Annotated in this window: 26 protein-coding genes, 3 tRNA genes and 2 pseudogenes; 18 read left to right on the plus strand and 13 right to left on the minus strand. The window is 63.6% G+C overall.

Annotated features, from left to right (window positions below; all coding sequences use genetic code 11):
- Positions 1 to 255: 255 nt before the first annotated feature.
- Both IVB27_RS10235 and IVB27_RS43250 read left to right on the plus strand, forming a co-directional pair.
- Positions 256 to 969, plus strand: coding sequence for an outer membrane protein (locus IVB27_RS10235; RefSeq protein WP_247443348.1), 714 nt, complete (start codon positions 256 to 258; stop codon positions 967 to 969).
- 247 nt (positions 970 to 1216) lie between these two features.
- A complete protein-coding gene (locus tag IVB27_RS43250) occupies positions 1217 to 1459 on the plus strand; it encodes a hypothetical protein (RefSeq protein WP_345946858.1) in 243 nt (80 codons plus the stop codon).
- Positions 1460 to 1501: 42 nt separating this feature from the next.
- On the opposite strand, the gene IVB27_RS10245 is transcribed toward IVB27_RS43250, so the two are convergent.
- Both IVB27_RS10245 and IVB27_RS10250 read right to left on the minus strand, forming a co-directional pair.
- Positions 1502 to 1756 carry a hypothetical protein gene (locus IVB27_RS10245; protein WP_247353201.1) on the minus strand — a complete coding sequence of 85 codons (255 nt, stop codon included), beginning with the start codon at positions 1754 to 1756 and terminating at the stop codon, positions 1502 to 1504.
- Positions 1757 to 2060: 304 nt separating this feature from the next.
- A complete protein-coding gene (locus tag IVB27_RS10250) occupies positions 2061 to 2438 on the minus strand; it encodes a hypothetical protein (protein WP_247443350.1) in 378 nt (125 codons plus the stop codon).
- Between the two features lie 101 nt (positions 2439 to 2539).
- On the opposite strand from IVB27_RS10250, the gene IVB27_RS10255 reads away from it, so the two are divergent.
- A complete protein-coding gene (locus IVB27_RS10255; RefSeq protein ID WP_247443351.1) occupies positions 2540 to 2704 on the plus strand; it encodes a hypothetical protein in 165 nt (54 codons plus the stop codon).
- A 3-nt stretch (positions 2705 to 2707) separates the two neighbouring features.
- Here IVB27_RS10255 and IVB27_RS10260 read toward each other — a convergent pair whose 3' ends face one another.
- Complete coding sequence (locus IVB27_RS10260) at positions 2708 to 2899, minus strand: hypothetical protein (protein WP_247443354.1); 192 nt, start codon at positions 2897 to 2899, stop codon at positions 2708 to 2710.
- 513 nt (positions 2900 to 3412) lie between these two features.
- Here IVB27_RS10260 and IVB27_RS43255 point away from each other — a divergent pair.
- From IVB27_RS43255 to IVB27_RS10285, 5 genes and pseudogenes are all read left to right on the plus strand, one after another.
- Positions 3413 to 3976 (plus strand): annotated as a pseudogene (locus tag IVB27_RS43255) (methyl-accepting chemotaxis protein); the annotation flags it as partial.
- Between the two features lie 250 nt (positions 3977 to 4226).
- Positions 4227 to 4940 (plus strand): class I SAM-dependent methyltransferase, encoded by a 714-nt coding sequence (locus tag IVB27_RS10270; protein WP_247443356.1) that lies wholly within the window; start codon positions 4227 to 4229, stop codon positions 4938 to 4940.
- Positions 4941 to 5042: 102 nt separating this feature from the next.
- A complete protein-coding gene (locus IVB27_RS10275; RefSeq protein ID WP_247443357.1) occupies positions 5043 to 6878 on the plus strand; it encodes a BamB-related PQQ repeat family beta-propellar protein in 1836 nt (611 codons plus the stop codon).
- A gap of 112 nt (positions 6879 to 6990) precedes the next feature.
- Positions 6991 to 7404: a GFA family protein gene (locus IVB27_RS10280; RefSeq protein ID WP_247443359.1), complete on the plus strand. Its 414-nt coding sequence runs from the start codon at positions 6991 to 6993 to the stop codon at positions 7402 to 7404.
- Between the two features lie 261 nt (positions 7405 to 7665).
- Positions 7666 to 7881, plus strand: coding sequence for a hypothetical protein (locus tag IVB27_RS10285; RefSeq protein WP_247443361.1), 216 nt, complete (start codon positions 7666 to 7668; stop codon positions 7879 to 7881).
- Between the two features lie 171 nt (positions 7882 to 8052).
- Here the strand turns inward: IVB27_RS10285 and IVB27_RS10290 are convergent, their stop codons facing one another.
- The 3 genes from IVB27_RS10290 to IVB27_RS10300 form a co-directional block, all read right to left on the minus strand.
- The gene (locus IVB27_RS10290) at positions 8053 to 8322 is read right to left on the minus strand and encodes a hypothetical protein (RefSeq protein WP_247353219.1); all 270 of its coding nucleotides are present in this window, start codon (positions 8320 to 8322) and stop codon (positions 8053 to 8055) included.
- A 552-nt stretch (positions 8323 to 8874) separates the two neighbouring features.
- Positions 8875 to 8949 (minus strand) — tRNA-Thr (locus tag IVB27_RS10295).
- A 164-nt stretch (positions 8950 to 9113) separates the two neighbouring features.
- Complete coding sequence (locus IVB27_RS10300; RefSeq protein WP_247443362.1) at positions 9114 to 9605, minus strand: hypothetical protein; 492 nt, start codon at positions 9603 to 9605, stop codon at positions 9114 to 9116.
- A gap of 304 nt (positions 9606 to 9909) precedes the next feature.
- On the opposite strand from IVB27_RS10300, the gene IVB27_RS10305 reads away from it, so the two are divergent.
- Positions 9910 to 10395 carry a hypothetical protein gene (locus tag IVB27_RS10305; RefSeq protein ID WP_247353223.1) on the plus strand — a complete coding sequence of 162 codons (486 nt, stop codon included), beginning with the start codon at positions 9910 to 9912 and terminating at the stop codon, positions 10393 to 10395.
- Between the two features lie 43 nt (positions 10396 to 10438).
- A complete protein-coding gene (locus tag IVB27_RS10310; protein WP_247443364.1) occupies positions 10439 to 10951 on the plus strand; it encodes a hypothetical protein in 513 nt (170 codons plus the stop codon).
- 62 nt (positions 10952 to 11013) lie between these two features.
- On the opposite strand, the gene rlmB is transcribed toward IVB27_RS10310, so the two are convergent.
- Positions 11014 to 11844 carry a 23S rRNA (guanosine(2251)-2'-O)-methyltransferase RlmB gene (rlmB, locus tag IVB27_RS10315; protein ID WP_247443366.1) on the minus strand — a complete coding sequence of 277 codons (831 nt, stop codon included), beginning with the start codon at positions 11842 to 11844 and terminating at the stop codon, positions 11014 to 11016.
- Positions 11845 to 12049: 205 nt separating this feature from the next.
- Between rlmB and IVB27_RS10320 the strand changes: the two genes are divergently transcribed.
- Positions 12050 to 12135 (plus strand) — tRNA-Tyr (locus tag IVB27_RS10320).
- A 120-nt stretch (positions 12136 to 12255) separates the two neighbouring features.
- Here IVB27_RS10320 and IVB27_RS10325 read toward each other — a convergent pair.
- The 3 genes and pseudogenes from IVB27_RS10325 to IVB27_RS10335 all read right to left on the minus strand — a co-directional run bounded on the left by IVB27_RS10325 (position 12256) and on the right by IVB27_RS10335 (position 15717).
- On the minus strand, positions 12256 to 13287 hold the full coding sequence (locus tag IVB27_RS10325) for an LLM class flavin-dependent oxidoreductase (RefSeq protein ID WP_247443371.1): 1032 nt from the start codon (positions 13285 to 13287) through the stop codon (positions 12256 to 12258).
- A 193-nt stretch (positions 13288 to 13480) separates the two neighbouring features.
- Positions 13481 to 13654: pseudogene (locus IVB27_RS43260) on the minus strand (LysR family transcriptional regulator); the annotation flags it as partial.
- A 5-nt stretch (positions 13655 to 13659) separates the two neighbouring features.
- Positions 13660 to 15717, minus strand: coding sequence for an ATP-dependent helicase (locus tag IVB27_RS10335; protein WP_247443373.1), 2058 nt, complete (start codon positions 15715 to 15717; stop codon positions 13660 to 13662).
- Positions 15718 to 15845: 128 nt separating this feature from the next.
- Between IVB27_RS10335 and IVB27_RS10340 the strand changes: the two genes are divergently transcribed.
- A complete protein-coding gene (locus tag IVB27_RS10340) occupies positions 15846 to 16439 on the plus strand; it encodes a TMEM175 family protein (protein ID WP_247443375.1) in 594 nt (197 codons plus the stop codon).
- Positions 16440 to 16445: 6 nt separating this feature from the next.
- Here IVB27_RS10340 and IVB27_RS10345 read toward each other — a convergent pair whose 3' ends face one another.
- Positions 16446 to 16826: a YciI family protein gene (locus tag IVB27_RS10345; protein WP_247353231.1), complete on the minus strand. Its 381-nt coding sequence runs from the start codon at positions 16824 to 16826 to the stop codon at positions 16446 to 16448.
- Between the two features lie 203 nt (positions 16827 to 17029).
- Between IVB27_RS10345 and IVB27_RS10350 the strand changes: the two genes are divergently transcribed.
- The 3 genes from IVB27_RS10350 (at position 17030) to IVB27_RS10360 (ending at position 18331) form a co-directional block, all read left to right on the plus strand.
- The gene (locus tag IVB27_RS10350) at positions 17030 to 17215 is read left to right on the plus strand and encodes a hypothetical protein (RefSeq protein ID WP_247443377.1); all 186 of its coding nucleotides are present in this window, start codon (positions 17030 to 17032) and stop codon (positions 17213 to 17215) included.
- Positions 17216 to 17564: 349 nt separating this feature from the next.
- Positions 17565 to 17638: transfer RNA gene (locus tag IVB27_RS10355), tRNA-Gly, on the plus strand.
- A gap of 168 nt (positions 17639 to 17806) precedes the next feature.
- Positions 17807 to 18331 carry an MltR family transcriptional regulator gene (locus IVB27_RS10360; RefSeq protein WP_247443379.1) on the plus strand — a complete coding sequence of 175 codons (525 nt, stop codon included), beginning with the start codon at positions 17807 to 17809 and terminating at the stop codon, positions 18329 to 18331.
- A 257-nt stretch (positions 18332 to 18588) separates the two neighbouring features.
- On the opposite strand, the gene IVB27_RS10365 is transcribed toward IVB27_RS10360, so the two are convergent.
- Positions 18589 to 18738 (minus strand): hypothetical protein, encoded by a 150-nt coding sequence (locus IVB27_RS10365; RefSeq protein WP_247443381.1) that lies wholly within the window; start codon positions 18736 to 18738, stop codon positions 18589 to 18591.
- Between the two features lie 715 nt (positions 18739 to 19453).
- On the opposite strand from IVB27_RS10365, the gene IVB27_RS10370 reads away from it, so the two are divergent.
- The 3 genes from IVB27_RS10370 to IVB27_RS10380 are packed head-to-tail and all read left to right on the plus strand — an operon-like array spanning position 19454 to position 21899.
- Entirely contained in the window at positions 19454 to 19648 is a 195-nt protein-coding gene (locus tag IVB27_RS10370) for a hypothetical protein (protein ID WP_247443382.1), read from the plus strand.
- 22 nt (positions 19649 to 19670) lie between these two features.
- Positions 19671 to 20072 (plus strand): hypothetical protein, encoded by a 402-nt coding sequence (locus IVB27_RS10375; protein ID WP_247443384.1) that lies wholly within the window; start codon positions 19671 to 19673, stop codon positions 20070 to 20072.
- 57 nt (positions 20073 to 20129) lie between these two features.
- Positions 20130 to 21899, plus strand: a complete 1770-nt coding sequence (locus tag IVB27_RS10380; RefSeq protein WP_247443386.1) for an SDR family oxidoreductase — start codon at positions 20130 to 20132, stop codon at positions 21897 to 21899.
- A 24-nt stretch (positions 21900 to 21923) separates the two neighbouring features.
- Here IVB27_RS10380 and IVB27_RS10385 read toward each other — a convergent pair whose 3' ends face one another.
- Positions 21924 to 24335 carry a glucose/quinate/shikimate family membrane-bound PQQ-dependent dehydrogenase gene (locus IVB27_RS10385; RefSeq protein WP_247443388.1) on the minus strand — a complete coding sequence of 804 codons (2412 nt, stop codon included), beginning with the start codon at positions 24333 to 24335 and terminating at the stop codon, positions 21924 to 21926.
- Position 24336 lies beyond the last annotated feature (1 nt).

Here is a 24336-nt window from a genome sequence, read left to right on the forward strand (position 1 = left end):
ACAGAGGCCGCCGGAGCTGCCGGATCACATTTCGGCGAGCTTTGAACGGGGTGGTTTCGCCTTGCGACAAATTGTTACGCAGATCTTTGCGCAGGCTAGGAAAACAGCCGGTACAAGGCTACGTGATGGAACAAAGTCGCGTTGTTGCTGCTCTGTCACAGTTGCGAACGATCAACGTTCCGGCATCGCCGCGAAGCAACCCAATTCACGCCACGTTGTTTCCTGAGTGTCGTTAATGAAAGAACGGGGATGATCATGAAAACGATTTTGCTGGGCGCAGTCGCTCTGCTTGCGCTGGCCGCGCCGGCCGCAGCAGCGGATATGCAGGCCCGCACCTACACCAAGGCTCCGGCCTACACGCCGCCGCAGGTGATCTACAACTGGACCGGTTTCTACATCGGCGGCCATGTCGGCGGCGCCTTTGCCGGCGACAGCAGCTTCCAGTCGAGCGACGCGCGCTTCCTGGGCGGCGTGCAGGGCGGCTTCGACTACCAGTTCGCGCCCAACTGGGTCGTGGGTATCGAGGCCCAGTATTCATGGCTGCCGACCAACAATAACGGTGTCACGTTCCCGCTGGGCTCGCAGGTGACGTCCAATACCGACCAGATCGGTTCGGTGACTGGCCGCATCGGCTACACCTGGGGTCCGGCGCTGCTCTATGCCAAGGGCGGTTACGCCTGGCGCAATGGCGGTCTCGGAGTCAACGTCGCCGGCGTGCCGCAGACATTCACCACTACAGGCAACAGCAAGGACGGTTATACCGTCGGCGCCGGCCTCGAATACATGTTCGCGCCGAACTGGTCGGCCAAGGCCGAGTACCAATACTACAACTTTGGCAGCACGACCTTCACCTCCACCTCCGGTCCGCCCGACATCATCGGCGTCCGGGGCCGGGACGACGAGCATACCGTCAAGGTCGGCGTGAACTACCGCTTCGGTTGGGGCGGTCCGGCAGCCTCGCGCTACTGACGCGTCACCAACGACCACGATCTGACAAAGGCTGGCTCCCGCCGGCCTTTCGTTTGCCGGCCCTCGTGGGCCAGCCTTTTGTTTGCATTGCATCAACCATCTGGCGCGTCATTTGCAGGCGAACATTCCAGCGTGCGCCTTCTCACGCGCGTCACGGAGGGTAAAGCAAAAATAATTTTTGCCGCTTACGGAACTCACGCGCCGGAACGCGTTATATGACAATTACCGGGTTGGTGGGACGACGGACATGCGTATCTTGGTGTCGGCAGTGGTGCTCTCGTGCTTCGTCAGTTTGCCGTGCGCTGCCCAAACAATCCTCAAATCCGAACCTCTGATGCTGGCACCCTATGAGGTGGCCTTCGTCAAGGACGCCTCATGCTCCTTCGGCAAGGTGCTGAAGGTCACCGGCGCGATCCGTGGGCTGCATCGCCGGAAGGCCTGCGTGGCCCTGGCGGGCGAGCAGGCCTCGCTGGCAACCGCGACGCCCTGAGACTTTTCCCGGCTCTGACTTTCTCAGGCGTCCAGTCGGATCCTACGAATTCAGCTCAAGTTCCAACCTGGACTGGCGATCGGCCTCGGCCTTGTTCCTGGCGGGGTCCTCGCCCTGTGCGGCCTGGCACGGCTTGATCTCGTAATCATTGTCTAGCACCCGGCGCGGGCCGAGGCGATCGTCGTCGGCACTGACATCCACGACGAGGCCACTCCGCTGCGCGAGCTTCCAGATATCGGACTCATCAGGGTAGGCCTTGCTGATCTGGGCATCGTTGCAGAACAGGGCGTAAGGCATTCTTCCCGCTCCCGGAAACCGCGATAACGATTTTGCGGGGGAGGGGTTCCCGTCGGCCGGTTGATCACATAGCCGTGATGTGCGGCGCCGGACCCTGAGTCCTTAACGAGTCCTGAATCCTGAAAAAAAGAATCCCTGGGACTCGTTTGGCGGAATCAGCGGATGTTTTCGGCCATGACGAGTGACCTGAAAACCTCCTGCGGGCACATGCTGCTGCCCCTGACGCTGGCGCTGTTCGGCGCCTGTGCGGCCAATCTCTGGCTGGTGTGGTCCTGGCTGTAGGCTCGCGACAGGAGGTCCGGCTTTACTTTTCAGCCGCTGGACGGGGAGAGACGTCGCGGATGGCGGCGCGCAGTTTGGTCAGGGTGGCCGTGCAATATTCCTCGCGCTCGCGCTCGAACCGCTCCTGATGCTTGCGGAAATTGGCGATGCGGGTCTGCATCTCGGCTCGGACGTCGGAGCGCGCCGCCCGCGGCGTCAAGACAGGTGAGGGCTGCGCCGGCGGAGCGGGCCGAAGCGGTTCGATCTCGACGACGGTCTCGAGAGGGATGATCTCCACCGACGCGGCCGCTGCCGCCATCGGGATCGCCGGTGGATGGAGGTCATCCGTTTTGCCGGTTACCGATTGGACGAAGGCCATTGTCTGCGCGATCAGCGCGTCGCGTTCCCTGATCCACTTCATGGTGCACCTTTGTTGGGGCTATTCCAGCAAAGCTGGCCAGCAGAATCAAGAAGGTGTTTGTTGGGGATTGCATATTTTTCCCGCCCGCCTGACAGTGGGGAATGGATGCCAAAACGGACCATTCGGACGAAGCGGACGGCTTGAGGCTCGTTCGCGCGTTCCTGTCGCTGCCGCCCGACAGGCGGGCGGAAGTGATCGCGTTCGTGGAAGAATTGGCGCGGGCCCAAAGCCGGCCCGAGGAGGGCACGGAGGTCTCGCCGGGGTGAGCGCTATCGCTCCCGCGGATTGACGTTGGGCTCGAACGGCGCCCCGACCACCCGAACGGGTGTCGGCGCGGTTACGTCGATAGCAGCCCTTTCGGCCATCTGCTGTGCCGGAGCCGGCCCAAGTGTCAGCTCGAACAGCGCAACTGTGCCAGCCACGACGCCGCAGCACAGCGTGACTATCGACAGCAGAAACATGTTTCGGTTTTCTTCTCGGATCCGCATGGGCCGACAACGGCTGAGGCGAGCAACCGGTTCCGCGCCGGCCCTGTCGGGATCATCGCAGCCGTCCCAATTTTCTGCCAACGCTTAATCCCTAGCGTCGGGCATTGGAACCGCGGGACATGGAAGGTCGCGCTGATCGTGGCCGTGATGGGCAGCGCGCTTGCCGCCGTCGCCGCGTTCGGGACGCGCGAACTTTCGGCGACCGTCGACGGCTTCGCCGAACTCTCCGCCGCGCAATCTTCCGCGCTCAACCTGACGCGGGCCCAGCGGCGCGCCGAGACCTATCATGCCGCGCTCTACGCGGTCTTCACTGAGGCTACGGAGGCGGGCAATGCCAATCGTCTCAAGACCGCGATCCAGAACCGCGATGAAATCCCTCAATTCCTGGAGGCGGCGGAGCAGGACGATCCGGCGCGCGCGGGCCAGATCAGGAGCATCGGCGACCAGTTGAAGGCCGTGTTCGCCGGCTGCGATCCGGTGCTGAAGGCCGTCACCCAGGCCCGCACCACGACGGAGCGCGTCAGCGAACTCTCGGTTGCGGCGACGCGCATCGGCGACGTCGTCGAGCTGATCAACACCATCGCCGGCCAGACCAACCTGCTGGCGCTGAACGCCACGATCGAGGCGGCACGTGCCGGCGAGGCCGGCCGCGGCTTCGCGGTCGTCGCCGCCGAGGTGAAGACGCTGGCCGAGCAGACCGCGAAAGCGACCGGCGAGATCAGCCAGCAGATTTCCGGCATCCAGACCGCGACCCAGGAATTCGTCAGCGCGATCCGCGACATCTCCGCGACGATCGAGCGGCTCTCGTCGACCATCGCCGCGGCCGTCGAGGAGCAGGGCGCCACGACCCAGGAGATTTCGCGCAACGTGCAGCAGGCCGCGCACGGCACCCAGCAGGTCTCCACCAACATCACCGACGTGCAGCGCGGCGCGGTCGAGACCGGCTCGGCCTCCTCGCAGGTGCCTTCCACCGCCAAGATGCTGGCGACCGACAGCAACCGGCCGAAGGACGAAGTCGGGAAGTTCTTGCGGACCGTGCGTGCCGCGTAAGCCTGCGCGGCGGCTTTGGTCGCCGCGCGCGCTATCGCGCCAGCAGAAAACCGAACGCGATGACGAACAGCACGGCCGTCATGATGACGGCCGTCGCCGCGCCGGCGGCGATCCTGGCCTTCTCTTTGGCTGTGGTGGAGCGCATGGGCCCAGACGCGACGGATGACGTAAGCAGGTTCGCTTACGGACCATTTCGGACCGCTCGCCTTGCCTGTATACTGCAGTTGCGCCGGAATTCACATCCCGTCCAATGATCGCCAAACGTCCACCCGTGCTCGCCCACGAGCGCTTTGTCGCCGATCGCGAGAATTTTGCCGACCGCGATCTGGCCGCGCGGTTCGAGCGCATCGCGCAGACCAACCTGTGGGGCGCGGCCAGCTCGGTCTCCGGCCTCGGCTCGGAAGACTTGGCGACGGCTGCGATCCGGGATGAACTGCCTCCACTGCTGCAACGGCTCGGCGCGCGCTCGCTGCTCGATGCGCCTTGCGGCGATGCCGGCTGGATCGGCCGCGTGAAGCTCGATCTCGATTACACCGGCATCGACATCGTGCCGTCGCTGATCGCGGCGAATCGCCAGCGCGTGGCTCGCGGCGAACTGTCCGGCCGATTTCTCGTTGCCGACATCACGCGCGATGCACTGCCGCGCGCGGATGTCGTCTTGTGCCGGGACTGCCTGGTGCATTTGAGCTTCGACAACATCGTTCGTGCCGTCGACCGCTTCCGGACGAGTGGCGCGCGCTTCCTGCTGGTCACGACGTTTCCCGAATGGGACGGCAATCGCGATTGCGAGGACGGCGACTGGCGGGCGCTGAACATGGCGAAGGCGCCGTTCGATTGGCCGGCGCCGCGCGAACTGATCAGCGAGCGTTGCGAGGAGGGCGGTGGCGGCTGGCGCGACAAGAGCCTTGGGCTGTGGCGGCTGGATGAATTGTCGGATGGGGTCCGCATTGCCACGGATGTGTGACAGGCGCGAGCGGAACGTCCATTGCCTCAGTGATGGTCATTGCGATACACTTGTGGTTGTGTGAAGTGATCTCGCACTGCGGTGACGATGCCGGAGCACGCCATGAGGACGAGTCTTGTCGTCGCCGCTCTGTTGATCTGGTGCTCCGCGCCGGGACTGGCGCAGCAGGACGGCGCTGCGCTCTACGCAACACAGTGCGCACAGTGTCACGACGGCGATGTCCAAAACCGCGTGCCGGGCCGCAGCGCCATGCAGGCGATGTCGTTCGATCATGTGCTGGAGACTTTGACCTCCGGCAGTATGTCAGCGATGGCGAAGGGCCGCAGCGACGTAGAGCGCCGCGCAATTGCCGCCTTCGTCACCGGCAAGTCCGCGACCAGTGCCAGTGCGGTCGACGCGGAGGGACGCTGCACGCAGCAGGCCGGCGGCTTCCCGCAAACGCTGGACGGTCCGCGCTGGAACGGATGGGGCGTTGACGTCAACAACAGTCGCTTCCAGCCGGCCGACATGGCCGGTCTGACCGCGGAGCAGGTGCCGCACCTGCGGCTGAAATGGACTTATGCCTTTCCCGGCGCCGCGGTGTCCTTTGCGCCGCCAACCATCGTGGGCGGCCTGCTGTTCATCGGCGGCACCGACCGCAAGGTGCACGCGCTTGACGCGCGAAGCGGCTGCACGCTGTGGACATTCGCGGCCGATGCCGCCGTGCGCGCCGCGATCAGCTTTGCACAGCTTCCGGGCTCCGATCAGTTCGCGATCTTCTTCGGCGATTTGCGCGCCAACGCCTATGCCGTGAACGCGCTGACCGGCACGGTGATCTGGAAAACCAAGGTCGAGGAGCATGCGGCTGCGCGCATCACCGGCGCGCCGACGCTGCATTCCGGCGTGCTCTACGTGCCGGTGTCCTCGCTCGAGGAAGCCGTCGGCTCGCAGGCCTCTTACGAATGCTGTACCTTCCGCGGCAGCGTGGCGGCGCTGGACGCCGCGACCGGCAAGACAGTCTGGCAGGCCTATACGATTCCCGAAGTGCCGCATCCGACCGGCAAGAATGCGAGGGGCACGCAGCTATTCGGCCCGTCCGGCGCCGCCGTCTGGTCGGCTCCGACGATCGATCCGAAGCGCAGCGCGATCTATGTCGCGACCAGCAATTCCTACTCAAATCCGCCGTCCGCAACCAGCGACGCGATCCTCGCCTTCGATCTTGCGACAGGAAAGCTGCTCTGGAAGCAGCAGGCGACGCCGAAGGACGCCTATGTCGTGGCGTGCTACGGCGCGGACAAGACCAATTGTCCCGAGGATCACGGACCCGATCACGATTTCGGCCAGTCGCCAATTCTCGTGACCCTGCGCGACGACAGGCGCGTGCTCGTCATTGCGCAGAAATCCGGCGTCGTGCACGCGCTCGATCCCGATGACGGCGGCAAGATCCTGTGGCAGACGCGGATCGGGAAGGGCGGCCCGCTCGGCGGCAGCGAGTGGGGCTCGGCCGCCGACCAGGACCGCATCTATGTCGCGAACTCCGATGTGCGCTTTACGCGCGACGGCACGCGGCGGCTCGATTCCACCCAGGGCGGCGGTCTGTTCGGGCTCGACCTCGTCAGTGGAAAGATTGCAATGGAAGTGCCGCCGGTCGCCTGCGGTGACCGCCCCCAATGCAGCCCCGCGCTGTCGGCGGCGGTGAGCCTGATCCCGGGCGTCCTGTTCTCCGGCGGCGTCAGCGGCTTCCTGCGTGCCTACGCCACCGCCGACGGCAAGCTCTTGTGGGAGTTCGACACCGCGCAGGATTTCAAAGCCGTCAACGGCGTCCCCGCTCATGGCGGCGCAATCGACGGCCCGGGGCCGGTCATCGCCGGCGGCGTGCTCTACACCAATTCCGGCTATGGCCAGTGGAGCGGCATTGCCGGCAACGTACTGCTGGCGTTCGAGGTGGAGAAGAAGTGAGGGCCGTCATCGGCGCGACTTGCGGCAGGACAGGACCAGCACCATCGCCCATGCAGACTCTGCTGGAATAAAACACCGGGCGTTCGAAACGTGAGGAATCGGAGTGTGCTCGATGATCGATGCCAGATGCAGTTGTGGGACCGTCAGGCTTTCGCTTCCGGGTCCATCCAACCTGGTAGTCGCGTGTCATTGTGTCGATTGCCAGCGCCGAACCGGCGCGCCGTTCGGCGTCGGTGCCTTTTATCCGGTTGAGGTCGTCACGATCTCGGGCGCGCCGAAGGAATACGTCCGGCCAGCCGCAAGCGGCGGCAAGGTGCGCTTCCATTTCTGCACCGATTGCGGCTCAACCGTCTATTGGAAGGCGGACAATCTGCCCGCGCTGATCGGAGTCGCCGTCGGCACGATTGCGGACCCGAACTTCCCGGCTCCGATCAAATCGGTTTTCGAGCAGTCGAAACATGTGTGGGTCGAGATCGACGGCGCCGAGCATCTTCAAGGCGGGAGCGCGCGAAAGTCGTCGAGCTGAGAGCCGCGCGTCAAAAGCTGGTGCCAGCTGAGGGGATTGGTCAGTTTAGCCGACAGGAAACACCGGGGATTGTGACTTTTGGTGTTTGGTCGGAGGAGGAGCGCCCGCGGGCCGGTTCGTCCTCGGGCGTTGCCCATAGACCGATCTGGTCCTAGCGTACAAATTGCGAACGAGGGTGTTCCGCCAAGCGAACGCCCTCGTGCAATATTGTTGCCCCTTGGAACCTTGGAGGACCTGAAAAGATTTCCGGTACGGCGAATCATGAAGGAGGATTTTCATGAAGCGCCACCGGTTCAAACAGGACAGGACGCTAGGCGAGCGCTTATCAAGGAAGCGCGGCTAGCGAGAGAAAAGGCAGATCAATTCCCGGCAGACGACGCGGAGCGTGAAGTGTTTTTGAAGAAGGCCCGCGAATTCGATGCCGACGCCAACATTGACGGATGGCTTAACTCGCGCGGATTGCAACCGCCGAAGTAAGGCGTATGATTCTGGCTGATTTACAACTGAGGGAGGTGCGCTTGGCAGCCGACCTGGTTTTGAAACTTGCCATCGTTGGACTGGGCGTCTTTTCGACGGTCTTAGTCTCTATGTTGTATTTCAATCTGTAAGAGAGAGGCCGCCTCAAAGGGGCGGCCTCGCCGTTAACAATCAGTACCGGCGATAGCCCCGGTGATAGCCATACGCACGGTGGTATCCGTAACCTCGACGCACGCCATAGCCATAGCGACCGACGCCATAGCCATACCGTCGATAGACCGGTGCCGTGCGGACACAGCCGTTCGGACCACAAACCAATGCGACGCTCTCAACGTTTGATGTTTGTCCGAGAGGGGCGAGCGGCATAGCCGATGCCGCACTAGCGGTGAACGCGGCGCCGCTGAGCGCGATTAGTCCGATGAGTGCGAACTTGAGTTTCATGGTGTCCTCCTGTGGAGCGCTGGAACGTATGGCACGGTAGGAAGTTGCACATGAACGAGGGATGAGCAGGAACTTAATTTCCGGCGACAATCGTGAACCGGGACGAACGTCTGCAGAATTTCTACCGCGCGACAAATTGATCCACTTTTACAAATCACATTCTGTGATTCCGCCGGGCAGCGCACGCCGGGCCTTTTTCGTGCGCATAGCCCCAATAAGGACCATGTCTAATAGATCGATTTCATTATCTACCTGAAATCCACTCTCGCTGCGGCTTCAAGGAAATTGCTATCGGCCCAAACGCCTGCTTGGCCGCGGCGGGCACCCCACTGCACTTGAGCGATTTAAAGCCAATTTGGAGCAAATCTCGGGGAGCGGGGACAAGGTGGACCATCAGATTGGCGCTGCTTTCCGCGAGTTGGTCGACAGCGTCATTGTTATGCCGAGGAAGGCCGGGGAGCCTTACACAATCGAGACCCGTGGACGGCTGGCAGCGTTGATTAGGGACAAAGGGAGCCCCGATCGGTAAGGCTGCAATGTCGGCTAAATCGCTGGTGCCGGCTGAGGGGATTGAACCCCCGACCTTCGGTTTACAAAACCGCTGCTCTACCGCTGAGCTAAGCCGGCGACGCCTGGAAAGCGGGCAGGGCTCGGCAATGCGCCGAGTTTGTCCCCGTGCGCGCCGCAATATCAGACTTGGTTGGAAAGTGCCAGAACCCGCAAAGATCGTCGCGGGCATGAAACAGGCGGCCCGAAGGCCGCCTGTTCTGATTTGCTCGACTTATGCCACCTTATTGGCAGATGTGCTGGCGGCCGTCGTCGCCCTTGACCCGGGTGCCGGGCCGACAAACGATGCCGTTGCGAGCCGCGTAGGTATCCCAATTGCCATACCAACCTTGTTCGCTGCGGTTGTAGCTGCCGTAGCCGCCGGAATTGTCATAGGCGTACGAGTTGTCCCAGCTGCGGAACGGCGCCGAGGCAACGGCTGCCGCGGTCCCGACGGCGGCGCCTGCAACCGCGCCCGCAGTAGCCACCGGCCCGAAGCCGTTGTTCGCTCTGTTCACGTCATTGTAGCGGTTCTGGTCGCGGTAGGCCGTTCGCCGATATTGTCGTTCTTGACGGCTGGTGGCGTAGGGACTGCCCCGTCCCATATTCTGGCAATTCGCGCTGGGGAACATGGATTGGCAAGCGGCGGGATTGGAGAAGGCCGCTTGACCAAGTGCGGGGCTTGCCAACGCGGTCGCAGCGATCGCGGCCGCGCCGATCAGTTTCAGGCTCATCATGGCATTCTCTCCATGTTGTTAGACCGTTGCTAAGTGCGACCGTCGGCAGCTCGTTCCGCAATTTGGCGCAAGTGCGGTCACATCGGCGTGAACCCGCAGGGGATGTGCATTTTGTGGCATGCAACCCGTCCGTCGAGGCGTAAGCCGCGCCGTGGGCACGTTAATGCTTTGACAGCGCGCTCGCTTGCATTGAAGTGCTTTCCGATCCCTACGCGTTAGGCTTACCGGAATTTTGCCGGCATCCCTTAACCCACTCGGCCCGACGATCCGATAGGTTGTGGACTGGATAACCGGGATCCTTTCCATGCGCGCCCTGGCGCTCGCAGCGCTTCTGATCGGACTGCCCGTAACCGCTTTTGCCGGCGGCGGCTTCGATATCGTCGTTCCCGGCCGCCCGGGCGTGCCCATCATCATCAACAACATCGACGCGTCCTATACCGTGATCGAGGGTACCTGGGGCCTGGGGAAGAACGTCCAGGTGCAGCCCACGATCTATGGCGGGCGCTATGTCGCCGAACGGCAGCCTGCCGACGTCGGCCATTACTACCCGACGCTGGGCCTGCGGCCCGGCTATGGCCGGCTCGAGGTCGAGCCGTCCGCGAACCGCAAATTGCCGAAGCCGGCGGAGAGCTATCACCAGAGCTGGGGCGCGCAATCGGCGCCGCTGCCGGCGCAGATGGACGTGCCCGTCGATCCCCCGCCGGTGATCCTCGCGCCTGAGATCAACGAGCAGCCGCGGCGTCCTCGGCCGCGGCCACGTGCGGAGATGCCCGGCAGGCGGCCGGGTTAAGAAACGACAAAATCCAACAAACGAAAATCAACAGGAGAGAGTAATGCGTCAGATGATTTCGGGACTCGTCGCGGCGGCTGCCGTGATGTTCATCGGGGCCGCGCCGGCGGCGGCCTGCGGCTTCAATCCGTGCCAGCCGGTTGCGCCGGTCTATTCCGGCTGCAACACTGGCTGCGGCGGCTATGGCTATGGTGCCTATGAGCGTCTCGCCGAGCCGACCACGCAGTATTATTACGTCAACCAGGGCCCGACCTATACCGGTCCGGGCGCCTTCGCGCCGTATCCGACCTATCGTGAGGACGCGGTCGTTGCTCCAGCCAACTATGGCTACGGCCGTGGCTATGGCTATGGAAACGGCTATGGCTATCGTGCCGCCGCAGTCGCAGCCGGCGCCTATCCCTATCATCGGCCGTACTATCGTCCGTATCGCTACGGCTACGGCCCGCGCGCCGGCTATCTGCCGCGCACGCACTACGGCTACGGCCCGCGTTACGGCTATGCTCCTCGCCATGCGCCGTATTACGGCGGCCATCGCGTGCTGCGCCGGTATTACTGATCGCCTGATCGGCTGAGCCAACGAAGCGCCCGTCCGCGCGATGCGGACGGGCGTTTTGTTTTTTAAGGCTTCATCAGCCCCAGCCGGCTTGCGCCGATATAGAGCGAGAGCACGGCGGCGTTCGACACGTTGAGGCTCTTGATCTCGCCGGGCATGTCCAGCCGCGCCACGACGCTGCAGGTGTCGCGGGTCAATTGCCGCAGGCCCTTGCCTTCCGCGCCCAGCACCAGCGCGAGCGGCTCGCGCAGCGTGACCTCGGAGAGATCCGCGCTGCCTTCACTGTCCAGCCCGACGGTCTGGAAACCGAGCTCGTTCAGCGTGGTCAGTGCGCGGGCGAGGTTTTGTACCGTCACGATCGGTACCAACTCCAGCGCGCCGGAGGCGGCCTTGGCCAGCACACCGGTCGCTTCCGGACTGTGGCGCGCGGTGGTGACGATCGCCTTCACGGCGAAGGCCGCAGCCGAGCGCAGGATGGCGCCGACATTGTGCGGATCGGTGATCTGGTCGAGCACCAGCACGATGCCGTCCTGCTCCAAATCCTCGATGTCGGGCGAGGGCAGGGGATCGGCCTCGGCGAGCAGGCCCTGGTGCACCGCGTCGGGCGACAGCAGCCGGTCGATCTCCTGGGGCCGGACGATCTCGGGCGTGACGCGGGTCTCGATATTTTCGTCCGCGAGCCGCTTTGCGGCGTTCTCGGTCAGCGTCAGCTTGCGGATCTGCCGCTCGGGGTTGGCGAGCGCCATGGTGACGGTGTGCCAGCCATAGAGGATGACAGGCCCGTCGGTGTCCGAATCACGCTCGCGCCAGGCCGGCCGGCCGGCCGATTTTCCGGGTTTTTTGAAGGGCTTACCGCCGCCGCGGCGACCTTTCGGGCCGAATTTTCGATCGTTCATAGGTCTGCTTGTGTCATGGGTCCCGGAATATGGCAATTTGGGTGCCTTCGATGGCCATTTTAGCTGGTCGGCTCGGTTGACTTTGCCCCACCGCTTCGCCCATAAACGCGGCCGGTCGCGTCCCTATCCGGGCTCTTGCGGCTTCATGTTCCACGGCCGTCTTCGGTCGCCGGAAAGGTCCGGGCCGATTGTGCTGCCGTCGAGCGGGGGAGTGTCCCGAGTGGCAAAGGGAGCTGACTGTAAATCAGCCGTCTTATGACTTCGAAGGTTCGAGTCCTTCTTCCCCCACCAGCCTTCGCTCGCTTCGCGAGCTACGGCTCGGCAAGCCAGCCCAATCAGCGTCACGCGAACCTAACGAAGGCAGCTGCTCCGTAGCCCAGAGGGCACAGGCGGGCTGTCGCAGCGCGTAAGTCACCCCATCATCTCCCGCACCATCGGCATCACCTTCCGCCCGTAAAGCTCGATGCTCGTCATCAGCTTCTCATGCGGCAGCGGGCCCGCCGAATATTTCAGCTGAAACCGCGCAACGCCCAGCGCCTTTGCGGTCTTCGCGATCTTGCGCGCGACGGTCTCCGGCGAGCCGACATAGAGCGAACCGTGCTCGGCCTCGTTCACGAACTCGTCGCGGCCCATTGGCGGCCAGCCGCGTTCCTTGCCGATGCGGTCGCGCATCGCCTTGTAGTCGGGCCAGAGATCTTCGCGCGCCTGTTCGTCGGTCTCGGCGACATAGCCGGGCGAGTGCACGCCGATCGGCTTTGCCGGGCGGCCCAACTCCCTGAACGCGCGGTGATAGAGATCGACGAAGGGTGCGAAGCGCGCGGGATCGCCGCCGATGATCGCGAGCATCAAGGGCAGGTCGTAATGCGCGGCGCGCACCACCGATTGCGGGCTGCCGCCGACGCCGATCCAGGTCTTTAGCGTGCCGTTCTCGACCGGGGGATAGACGAGCTGACCCTTGAGCGGCGGACGCAGCTTGCCTTCCCAGGTCACCGGCTCTTGCGACAGCAGGGCCGTGAACAGGTCGAGCTTCTCCTCGAACAAAGCCTCGTAAGCCCGCAAATCAAAGCCGAACAGCGGAAAGGACTCCGTGAACGAGCCGCGGCCGAGGATCACCTCGGCGCGCCCGCTCGAGAGCGCGTCCAGCGTCGCAAAGCGCTGGAAGACGCGGATCGGATCGTCCGAGCTCAGCACCGTCACGGCCGAGCCGAGATGGATCCGCTTGGTACGCGACGCGATCGCTGCCAGCACGGTCTCCGGTGAGGAGATCGCGAAGTCGGCACGGTGATGTTCGCCGAGGCCGATGAAGTCGAGGCCGAGCTCGTCGGCCAGCACCGCCTCGTCGACGACGTTGCGGATCACCTGCGCGTGCGGAAGCATCGCGCCGGAAGCGTCCCTGGTGACGTCGCCGAAGGTATCCAGTCCGAATTCGAGCGGTGCGGTCATCGATGAGGTCTCTGCGGGCGCAACTGGCGCCTGCACTGTGGGAGGGATTAGCTTTGGCGTGGAGCTAGGCGGCGGTGACCGGCGCAACAATGCTGCTTCGCGAAACGCAGCGTTTCCGCTTTTTCATCGTGTCGGGCTCGCCCGCGCCTTCAGCCGGACCGGGCGAACGTATCAACCAGGGTCTCGCGCAGCCAGCGCTGTAGTGATTGACGGTCGCGACCAGATTGCGCGACAGCCCGCGCGAGGCGAGGAAGAGGTCGTAGGACGGCAGGGTCTTGCCGGCGAGGCTCACATCGACATGCCCCGCATTCAGGAAGCTGCGCGAGCTCAGCCGCTTCATCGCCGAGAGCGGATGGCCGCGCCGCACCGGCGCTACCGCCACATCCCGCGCATCCGCGCGCCGATGTCGACCTTCGGGCCCTGCGCCGCTGTGCGGGCCGCGCCCGCTGCGGCCTTTGGCCAGGCGGTGCGTTCGAACAGATAGACCAGCTGCTCCGGGATGAAGCGGGTGCGCGAGGCGTAGACGTGGCGGTCGCCCTTGGCGGCCTGGCCGTGGGTGAAGAAGCGCTGCGGTACCACGAGGTGCAGATCGTCCTTGGCGCGGGTCATCGCGACATAGAGCAGGCGGCGCTCCTCCTCGAGCTCCGCGCTGGTGCCGGCGCCGAGATCGGACGGCATGCAGCCGTCGACGACGTTGAGCACGAACACCGACTTCCACTCCTGGCCCTTGGCCGAATGGATGGTGGAGAGGATCAGATAGTCCTCGTCACGAAGAGGAGGCCCGGATTTGTCGCTGGTCGCATCCGGCGGATCGAGCGTGAGCTCGGTCAGGAATTTCTCGCGCGAGGCATAGCCGCTCGCGATCTGCTCGAGCTGCATCAAATCGGCGCGGCGCGTCTCGGAATCCTCGTGGAGGCGATCGAGATGCGGTTCGTACCAGAGCCGCACGCGTTCGAGATCCGTCGGCCATTCCGAGTAACGCAAATTTTCGATGGTGCGGGCGAAGTCGGTCCAGTCGGCGCCGGTGCGAGCTGGCACCGGAAGCTGGCCGAGCGCGGCAAGCGGATCGGTGCTCTCCGCCATCTGGTCGAGCACGCGCTGCGCCGTCGCAGGACCGATGCCCGGCAACAGATGCAGAATGCGAAAGCCGGCGACGCGGTCGCGCGGATTCTCTGTGAAGCGCAGCAGCGCCAGCACGTCCTTGACGTGGGCTGCATCGAGGAATTTCAGCCCGCCGAACTTGACGAAGGGAATGTTGCGGCGGGTGAGCTCGATCTCCAGCGGACCCGAATGCGAGGACGTCCGGAACAGCACCGCCTGATGCTTCAGGAGCGCGCCTTGCTCGCGGTTGGCCAGCACCTCCTCGACGATGTAACGGGCTTGGTCGGCCTCGTCATGCACGGTGACGAGCTGGGGTTTTTGCGTGGAGGCGCGGTCGGTCCAGAGGTTTTTCGTGAAGCGCTCGCGGGCGAGGCCGATGACGCCGTTGGCCGCCGCCAGCACGGTCTGCGTCGAGCGGTAATTGCGGTCGAGCGTGATCATCTCGGCGCGGGGCGAGAAGCTTTGCGGGAAGTCCAGGATGTTGCGGACAGTCGCGGCGCGGAACGAGTAGATCGACTGGGCGTCGTCGCCGACGACGGTGAGGCCGCGTCCGTCCGGCTTCAGCGCCAGCAGGATCGAGGATTGCAGGCGGTTGGTGTCTTGGTATTCGTCGACCAGCACATGATCGAAGCGGCCACCGATTTCGTCCGCGATCAGCGCATCGCTCATCGTCTGCGACCAGTAGAGCAGGAGGTCGTCGTAATCGAGCACGTGCTGGGCCTGCTTGGCCTCGACATAGGCCGCGAACAGGCCCTTCAGCTCGGCCGCCCAGCCTGCGCACCAGGGATAGTGCTGGCCCAGCACCTTCTCGATCTCCATCTCGGCATTGACGCAGCGCGAGTAGATCGACAGGCACGTGCCCTTGGCCGGAAAGCGGCTCTCGGTCTTCGACAATCCGCGCTCGTGCCGGACCAGGTTCATCAGGTCGGCGGAATCCTCGCGGTCGTGGATGGTGAAGGAAGGATCGACGCCGATCCGCTCGGCATATTCGCGCAGCAACCGTGCGCCGATGCCGTGAAACGTGCCGGACCAGGTGAGAGCATCGCGCATGATCGCGGCATTGTTCTCGCCGAGCACTTTTCGCGAGATGCGCTCGACCCGGCCGGCCATCTCGGCCGCGGCGCGGCGCGAGAACGTCATCAAGAGGATGCGGCGCGGATCGGCGCCGGCGACGATCAGATGCGCGACGCGGTGGGCCAGCGTGTTGGTCTTGCCGGACCCGGCGCCGGCAATGACCAGCAGAGGGGCGCCCACGGTCGCACCGTCGGCCACGCCATGCTCCACGGCGCGGCGCTGCTCCGCATTGAGCGTGTCCAGATATGTCGCCACGAATCGCCCCGGTGAAAGGCCGAGAGTCGGCCATCTCGTTGCGAATCGCAATGCGGCTGGACGGAACCGATGTTAAGACCTAGGGACAAGACCGCCTTAAGTTCCAACCCGAAAAGCGCGCACCCGGCATGACCGAGCCCAAGCCCGAACAGTTCGAGATGCGGCGGCTGGAATCACTCAGCAACACCATCTTTGGCGTCGCCATGACGCTGTTGGCCTACGACCTGCCGAAAGCCGCCGTCTTCACCAGCGCGCCCGACTGGAACGATCTCGCCCGGGTCTATTCCGGCAAGCTCGCCGGCCTCGCGCTCAGCTTCATCATCGCCGGCGTGTTCTGGATCAGCCATCACCGGCGATTGGTGCGCCAGCCCGTCGGCAGCCGCGGCGCGGTGATCCTCAATCTGTTCTTCCTGCTCTCGATCGTACTGCTGCCGGTGACCAACGGTCTCTACACCAACTTCCCCATGAGCAGCGCGGTCGCCGTGCTCTACGGCCTGCACCTGACTGCGATCGCCGGTCTCAATGCCTGGCTGTGGTGGAGGATACTTGGCGGCTGGCGCCACGAGATCATGGCCTCGATGTTTCCGCTGCTGGTATTCATCCCGGGCACGATCGTTGCGGTGTTCGCGCCGCATGTCGCGCCCTTCCTGTGGTTCATCGCCTTCGGAGGTCTTCTGATCCAGCGCTTCTATGTCGGGCCGCCGACCAAGCCGGACGCGTAAGGCGGCTCACCCTTGTGTCGCACCGAACCCATCGGCCGGCACGTAGAGCTTGACCGGGCGGATTTCGTAGACCGCCGTCGGATTGACCTGGCGCAGCGTCCGCGCCGCTGCGATCGCCTCCTCGTCAGTGTCGAACTCCATGAGGTGGAAGCCCAGGAGCTGCTCCTTGGTCTCGGCAAACGGGCCGTCCAGCACCACGCCCGCGCCGGGGCCACGCAAGGTGCGGGCCTTGCGGGTCTCATCCAGACGGGCGGCCGGCCCGAAATGTCCGCTCGCCCTCAAGGTCGCCTGAACCTCCAGGACCTTGGTCACGACCGCGGTGTCCTTCTCGGGCGTCCACGACAAGATCTCGTCTTCCACGTGATAGGCCAGGATGGCGTAAAGCATCGTTTCCTCGTTGATTTTGCTGCGCGCAGCTCAAAGGACGTATCACGATGGCTGGGGCCGACAATGGCGGTGAGGAAAATATTGCGTCGTGCCGGCCTCGATGAAACCGTTCTGAAACCCGATTGCGGGCCGGCCGGGTGAACGCTGCCCCAAGCCAGGACGACTGATGGCCACAAGAACACGGAAGGCGATCGGAGGCGGCAATGTCGGGTCACACCATCAAGATCATTTGCGACGCGCGGTGGGCGGCGCAATCGGAGCCTGCCGATTTGCACGACCAGAGCGGTCACCATCGCTATTACGGCAGCTCGGTCGAGAACGGCGGCGAGCGGATCGCCGAAAGCCGCGGCGGCAAGCGCCCGCGCGCCTTCAATGTCTGCGGTTTCTGAAGGCTTCGGCGAGACCGGCCTGAGCGGCGCCAACGAAAAAGGCGCGGCGGGGAAGCCCCGTCGCGCCCGATTTCTTGCTCGCTGGTCCAGGGCTGAGAGCGCCCCGATGCCAAGCCTTTATTCAAAGCTTAGCGGGCGATCCCAGCGAGGTGACAGCGTTCGGTAAGACACACTGGATCACCTCCTTTCGTTGGTTTCGGAAGAGCTCAATATAGGCGGCAATGCTGCCGTTGTTAAGAGGAGGCGGGTCGGGAGGAACCGAGGGCTGTTCGCAAGGCCGGCAGGCGCCGGACAAGCCGTTTCCTGAGCAGTTGAGACCGCCGCCCGGCCGTGTTAGGGAGCCCCTGTCGCGGGTGTAGCTCAATGGTAGAGCAGCAGCCTTCCAAGCTGAGGACGGCGGTTCGATTCCGCTCACCCGCTCCAAAATCATTTCAATGATTACATGGCGTTATGCCGCGTGATACTAGGTAAGCAGCTATTTCTGGGGTGCACTTTAGGGTGTCCTTTGTGGAAATCATTGTGCCGCAAGGGTTTTTTGAATCGGCCTAGCTGAATATCTATCCACAGTTTTCATCCGCATTGGAGATTTAAGTGGAGGAAGAAGACGAGCCGGTCTTCGGGAGAATCAATCGGCTGATGAAGGTTGCCAGCAAGGAAGACGACCGAGGGATGATCCTCTCAGTTGCTGCTTTCGCTGAGGAATGCTTGGGGCAATTGCTTTTGACCTATCTAATAGGTGGCAAGCACGCTGAAGACCTTGTGGAAGGGTTCAACGCGCCGCTTGGCACCCTGTCTGCCAGAATCAAGGGAGCCTACGCTGTTGGATTGCTGTCGGATCAACAGTTCGAAGACCTTGAGCGCATCAGAAAGATCAGAAACGAGTTTGCTCATAACTGGGCCGGCTGCACCTTTGGTAGTCCGAAGGTTGCCAGTCTCATCGGTCAATTGAACCCAAGTCGCATAGACTCAAACGGGAACTCCAAGCCACGCGACATCCTCTATTCAACGGCGACATGCATCCTTGTCGAGTTGGAATGTCTGCGGGGGCAACTGACTAAGAGGAGCCGACGAGCAATATCTGTCGCTATGCACCTCTCACTTAAGCCGTCGAAGTAGAGCCAAACTCAATCCCCGTGCAAGCCGTCTGCGCCCGGCTTGCTGCTGGGGCTGTCATCTAACGATTCCGGCGTGTTGTCCGAACGGCTTTTGGCAGCAGGCACAACGCGAAATTCCGTCTTCTGCCTCACGCTCCAGTGATGCGGCGGCACGTTTCGCCGCGTCTCCACCGATACCATGCGTGCATGTCGCAGCGTAATCGCGCCACTGCTTTGCCGACTGCAAAAGCGCCGCGTGGCGCTCCGTTGTTGGGCCGCTCACGCAGCCCCCACGGTTTGGGAAACCCAGGAACAGGTGTACATGGAAGCGGCCAGAATTTTGGCCTTGGAAGGGGTGGCGGCTTGGACCGCCACGGTGCCGAGGTTCTCCCCGGCGGTGTTGAAGAAAGAGACGTTGAAGTTTTTCATGATGCGCCCTTCATTGGTGTGTTGCGATGAATGAATTATGCCGCGTGAAGTCGCGTGATGTGATTGATTGTTCCTATCGCCTTTCACAACCTGATAGTGCGCGGCTTCAGGGTGTACTTCAGGGTGTCCTTCGGTGAAAACTGGCCCTCATTGATGCAAAAGAGGTTTTTGCAACTTTCGGGAACTTTGCCCGCCGGATCAATGGCTTATGATGATGTTGAGTGAGGTGTAATGATCTACAATTACAACCTGTGCTCAGCCTTCCAAGCTGAATACGAGGGTTCGATTCCCTTCACCCGCTCCATCGCCCGATTTTCTGCGCTAATCTGCGATCTGGTGCGACCGCGTTCGCTCGATGGTTTCGGGCAAGCGCCGCTATTACCGTCGCTGCGGAGAGTTAGTCTTTGGCGCCGTGCTCCCCGAGGTGTTGGTGTCAGTGCCGTCGGGCGGGACAGGGGCAGATTTCGCCGCGACGCTTGATCCGCCGCCATCGTTGTCCGAAGGGGTGTTCAGGCTCGACGCGCCGGCTCCCGTTTGTTCCGCCTGCAGGCGATGCCATCGCCGCTTGCTTGGGACGCTCGCTTCGGTGTGATCGGCGTCGCTCCGGGACCGGACGGACGCCGTAGGCAACGTGCAAATTCTTCAGATCATTAACAATGTTGAATCACAGGGCGAAGCGATTGCCCTAGCGTGAACCTTTCCGCTGGGGCTTTCCATGATCAATACCGCGACCAAAGCGTTGTTGCGCACCGTTCTTGACGAGGTGTGTGAAGGTGTTTCCCGCTATGAGATCGGCGCCCGTACCCACGTGGCGTCGAAGCTTCTGGAGACTGCAAGCAGGGGCGACATCTCTGCGGATTGCCTCAAACAGGCTGCCCGCAATGCCCTCTCTGAAGTTCCGACGATGTGACGATGGCCATGTGGGGGCGGGGGTGAATTTCCACGTTACGGTCCTCAAGATCCTGGTGAGCTACCCGGATGGGTTCGCTGACATGGAGGATCTCAAGCGGGATATGGCCATCCTGGCGACCAGCGGTCGCGACTGGACGGAGCGCACCAGACGGCTCGGCGGGCGGATGCCGGGGCTCGACATCTTTTCGCAAGGGCTGATCGACCGGACAAATGGCGGGTGGCGCATCACGGCCAAGGGCCGCGCCGTGCTCGATCTCTTGGAGGCTCGTCCGCACCAAGCGCCGATCGCCGCCCAAGAACTCCAGTCAGAGCCGGAGCTCGCCCCGGCGATCTCGCGGCACTTTCCGGCGGAGAGGGATAGAGACCGGCTTGCTGCGCGCCGTCACCGGCGCAACGCCCGCAAACAGGCTCGGGCGTCCTAGCGAGGAACGAGCGTCGCTCCTGTAGCTTGAGCAAACGCCTCGTGATGGAAAACACTCATGCAAAGTTCCGACGCCGCCTTGTCGACCGCTTGTCTGTCACGCGTGACGGACCATATCTGGGTCGTGGACGACGCGCCGATCAGCGCCGCCGGTCTGAAACTCCCCGTTCGCATGACGGTCATTCGCCTGTCGAACGGCGATCTCGTGCTGCATTCGCCGGTGAGATATTCGCCGGCTCTCCGCGGTGAGTTGGAGCGTCTAGGCGCGATAAGGTACCTGCTGGCGCCGAATATCGCGCACTGGATGTTCCTGTCCGACTGGCAGAGGGAGCTGCCGCAGGTGACGACGTTCGCGGCGCGCGGCCTTTCGGCGCGCAGGCAAGTTCGAGCAGCACGTATCCGCATCGATCGCGAGCTTGGAGACACGACGCCTCAGGAATGGAAGGCCGACATCGAAGCCGTCTCTATAAATGCGCCGATGTTTTCCGAGATCGAGCTGTTCGACAAGCGCAGCCGTACATTGATCCTGACTGATCTCGTGCAAAACCTCGATTCCAATGATCTCAGCGCGCCAAACGAGGCTGCGGCAAACCTCCTCGGCGTCTCCAAACCGAATGGCATGGCGCCGGTCTATCTACGACTTCTGCTGCGCCTCGGCGGCCGTTCCGCGCGAGGCGCGGCCGAGCGGCTCGTACGGCTGTCTCCGGAGCGGGTGATCTTCGCGCATGGCGACTGGTTCGAAACGGAAGGGACCGAGCGCCTCCGGCGATCCCTGCGCTGGCTGCTTCCCGCGAGCGCCTCCGGATCTGAGCCGCAGCAAATGATCGGCACGCGCGTCGTCATAACCGGCGCCTCGAGCGGAATCGGGCGTGCCACGGCGCTGGCCTTCGCCGGCAGGGGCGCAAGCGTGGTCCTGGCGGCACGCCGCGGCGAAGTCCTGACGAGCCTCGCGGCGGAATGCGAGGCGCTCGGAGGCCGCGCATTGGCGATCCCGACCGATGTCACTGATGCCGAGGCGGTGCAGCGATTGGCCAGAGAGGCCGAAGACGCGTTCGGTGGCGTCGACGTCTGGATCAACAACGCCGGCACGGGCGTTTTCGGGGCCTATCAGGATGCGGATATTGCGCTTCATCGCCGAACGATCGAGGTCAATCTCCTCGGCGCGATGCATGGCGCCTTCGCGGTGCTCCCGATCTTCCTGTGCCAGAACCGCGGCATCCTGATCAATAACATCTCGCTGGGCGGCTGGGCGCCGACACCTTTTGCTGCGGCCTATGCGGCGAGCAAGTTCGGCCTGCGCGGCTTCACCGCGAGCCTGCGTCAGGAGCTCAGTACTCACCGCAAGATTCATATCTGCGGCGTCTTCCCGGCCATGGTCGATACGCCGGGCTTCGTCCACGGCGCCAACATGTCCGGCCGAACGCTTGATCCCGGTCCGCTGCTGTATCAGTCGGAGGACGTAGCGGAAACATTTGTGAGCCTTGTCCGCACGCCCCGTGACGAGGTCGCCGTGGGCTGGCCAGCTCGCGCCGGCCAATTTGCCTACGCGATGGCTCCGCAGATCACCGAGAATATCCTGGGAGCTGCCTTCCGCTTCCTGCTGTCGCGCGCGCACCCCACAAAGAGCAGCGAGGGCACCATGATCGAAGCTGGCCCCCAGGGCACATCGATCGATGGCGGTTGGCTATCACGGAAGCAACTTCCACCCGCCGGGGTGATCAGCAAGGGCTTCGCGGTGTTTGGGATCGCTGCTTGCCTGGCCTTCGCCGCCTCGAGGGTTGCTCGTGCGCCCAGACCACACGCGAGAACGAGGCGTGGCCGAGCGTGATGAGCGCCGCGCTGCTGCCTTCTGCTATTTCGATCGTTCCGGCAGCGCATAGGCCCGCACATAATCGCCGAGCTTCGTGCCGAACGAGCCGTGGCCGCCATCGACCGTGACGACGTATTGCTTGCCACCGGCGTCATAGGTCATTGGCGTCGACTGGCCGCCGGCGGGAAGGCGGTCCTGCCAAAGCTGTCTGCCATCGCGAACGTCAAACGCGCGGATGTAGTCATCCATCGTTCCCGTGATGAAGACGACGCCGCCCGCGGTCACGAGCGGACCACCCAGCATGGGTACGCCAAGCTTGAACGGCAGGGGCAGCGGGGCCTGATCGCGGATCGTGCCGATGCGGTGCTGCCAGACCACCTTGTGCGTCTTGAGATCGATCGCTGCGATCTTGCCCCATGGCGGGGCAAGGCAGGGGATGCCGAGCGGCGACAGGAAAATGCCGAGATCGACGCCATAGGGGGCACCGTACATCGGCTGCACGCCGAGCTCGGTGCCCGGCGGATGCGCAGCGTTCGGCGCGGCCGGGTTGTCCTTTCCGCGCGGCACCAGGCGCGAGATGAAGGGAATGGATTGAGGGTTCGCGATGGCGATCTGGCGCTGCGGATCGACGGCAATGCCGCCCCATTCGAACATGCCGAAGTCTCCGGGAAACACCAGCGTCCCTTGTTCCGACGGCGGGGTGAACGGCCCCTCATAGCGCAGGCGCTTGAACTTGATGCGGCAGGCGAGCTGGTCGAACATCGTGCTGCCCCACATCTGCGCGTCGGTCAGCATGCCGGAGGGGCGGAAGCTCAGCTCCGAAAAAGGCTGGGTTGGCGACAGCCGGTCTCCATTCGCGGCGCCCTGCGGCACCGGCTTTTCCGGCGCGGGCACCAACTGACGCCCGTCGCGGCGGTCGAGCACGAAGATGTCGCCGGTCTTCGCCGGGATGTAGATCGCAGGCGTCACGCCGCCGTTAGAGCGCAAATCGACCAGACTCGGCTGCGAGGGCATATCCATGTCCCAGAGATCGTGGTGCACGTTCTGGAACGACCAACGCAGTTTGCCGGTCATGACATCGAGCGCAATCAAGGCCGAATCGTAACGCTCGTTTTCGGGCGAACGGCCGCCGCCCCAGATATCCGGAGAGCTCGAGCCGAGCGGCACGTAGACGAGTCCGAGATTTTCGTCGACCGCGGAAATGCTCCACGAATTTGGTGAGCCGGCTGTAAAATGATGCGAGGCCGATGGCATCTCGTTCGGGTCGGGATTGCCGGCATCGAACGCCCAGATCAACCGCCCTGAGTAGATGTCGAAGCCACGGATCACGCCCGACGGCACGCGATCGGAATAGTTGTCGATCACCGCTCCGCCGACGATCAGCACCTTGTCCGTGACGACGGGCGGCGAGGTGCCCTCGTAGAAGCCGAGCGTCTGGATCTCGCTGCCTTGCTTGAGGTCGATCTGTCCTTTGTTGCCGAAGCTCTCGCAAGGCACGCCGCTCTGCGCATCCAGCGCGAACATCCGTCCGTCGTTCGTCGGTATGAAAATGCGCTCCGCACAATTGCTCGGCGCCGGCGTGCCGTCGGCGGTCAGCGCGCCGGGCTTGGTGGCGTGATAGGACACGCCGCGGCAGGTCATGTGCTGGAAAGCCTTGTTGTGCTGAACCTGCGGGTCGAACTTCCAGCGCAGTTTTCCGGTCGCGGCTTCGAGCGCGAACACGATCTGGTGCGGCGAACAGGTGTAGATGAGATCACCGATCTTGAGCGGGGTCGACTGGTTGGTGATCTCGTCGGGATCGTCCGGGCCCTTGTGGTCGCCGGTGCGGAATTCCCAGGCGAGCTTGAGGTCCTTGACGTTGTCTTTGGTGATCTGGCTCAGCGACGAGAAGCGCGTGCCGAAGGCGCTGCCGCCATAAGCCGTCCAGTCCTGGCCGGCAGCGGCCGGTGCCGGCGCGGACGAGGCAATGGCGCCCGTTGTGTCGCTCTCTGGTATGGTGCCTGCAAGATCGTGGCGATCGCTCGTCAGGGAAATGCCGACAACGACGGCCGCAGCGACCAACGCAAGGCCAAGCGCCCATCGCGCGCCGCGCAAGCGAGGCGCCAGACGGGACGCGATGAAGGGCAGCATCAGCCATAGGCCCAGCGGCGCGAGCACGTCGCCGCGCGGCGCCAACGACCAGAAATCGAGGCCGACTTCCCAGATCGCCCACGCCATCGTTCCGGCCAGCAGCGCGGCATAAATCCAGAGCGCCTCGGCACGGCGGCGCGCGAGCAGCCAGCTCGTGAGCAGAAGCATGATGCCCGCGATCAGATAGTAGACGGAGCCACCGAGGGCCGCCAGCCAGGCACCGCCGGCGAGGAGGCCCAGTCCCATGATAGCCACGACCACACTGGTGATGGCCAGCAATGGCGCGTCACGGAACCAGTTCGTCGAACGATGTGTCGGAGTCATG

It is taken from the genome of Bradyrhizobium sp. 197 (assembly GCF_023073375.1).
In the GTDB taxonomy this organism is placed as follows: domain Bacteria; phylum Pseudomonadota; class Alphaproteobacteria; order Rhizobiales; family Xanthobacteraceae; genus Bradyrhizobium.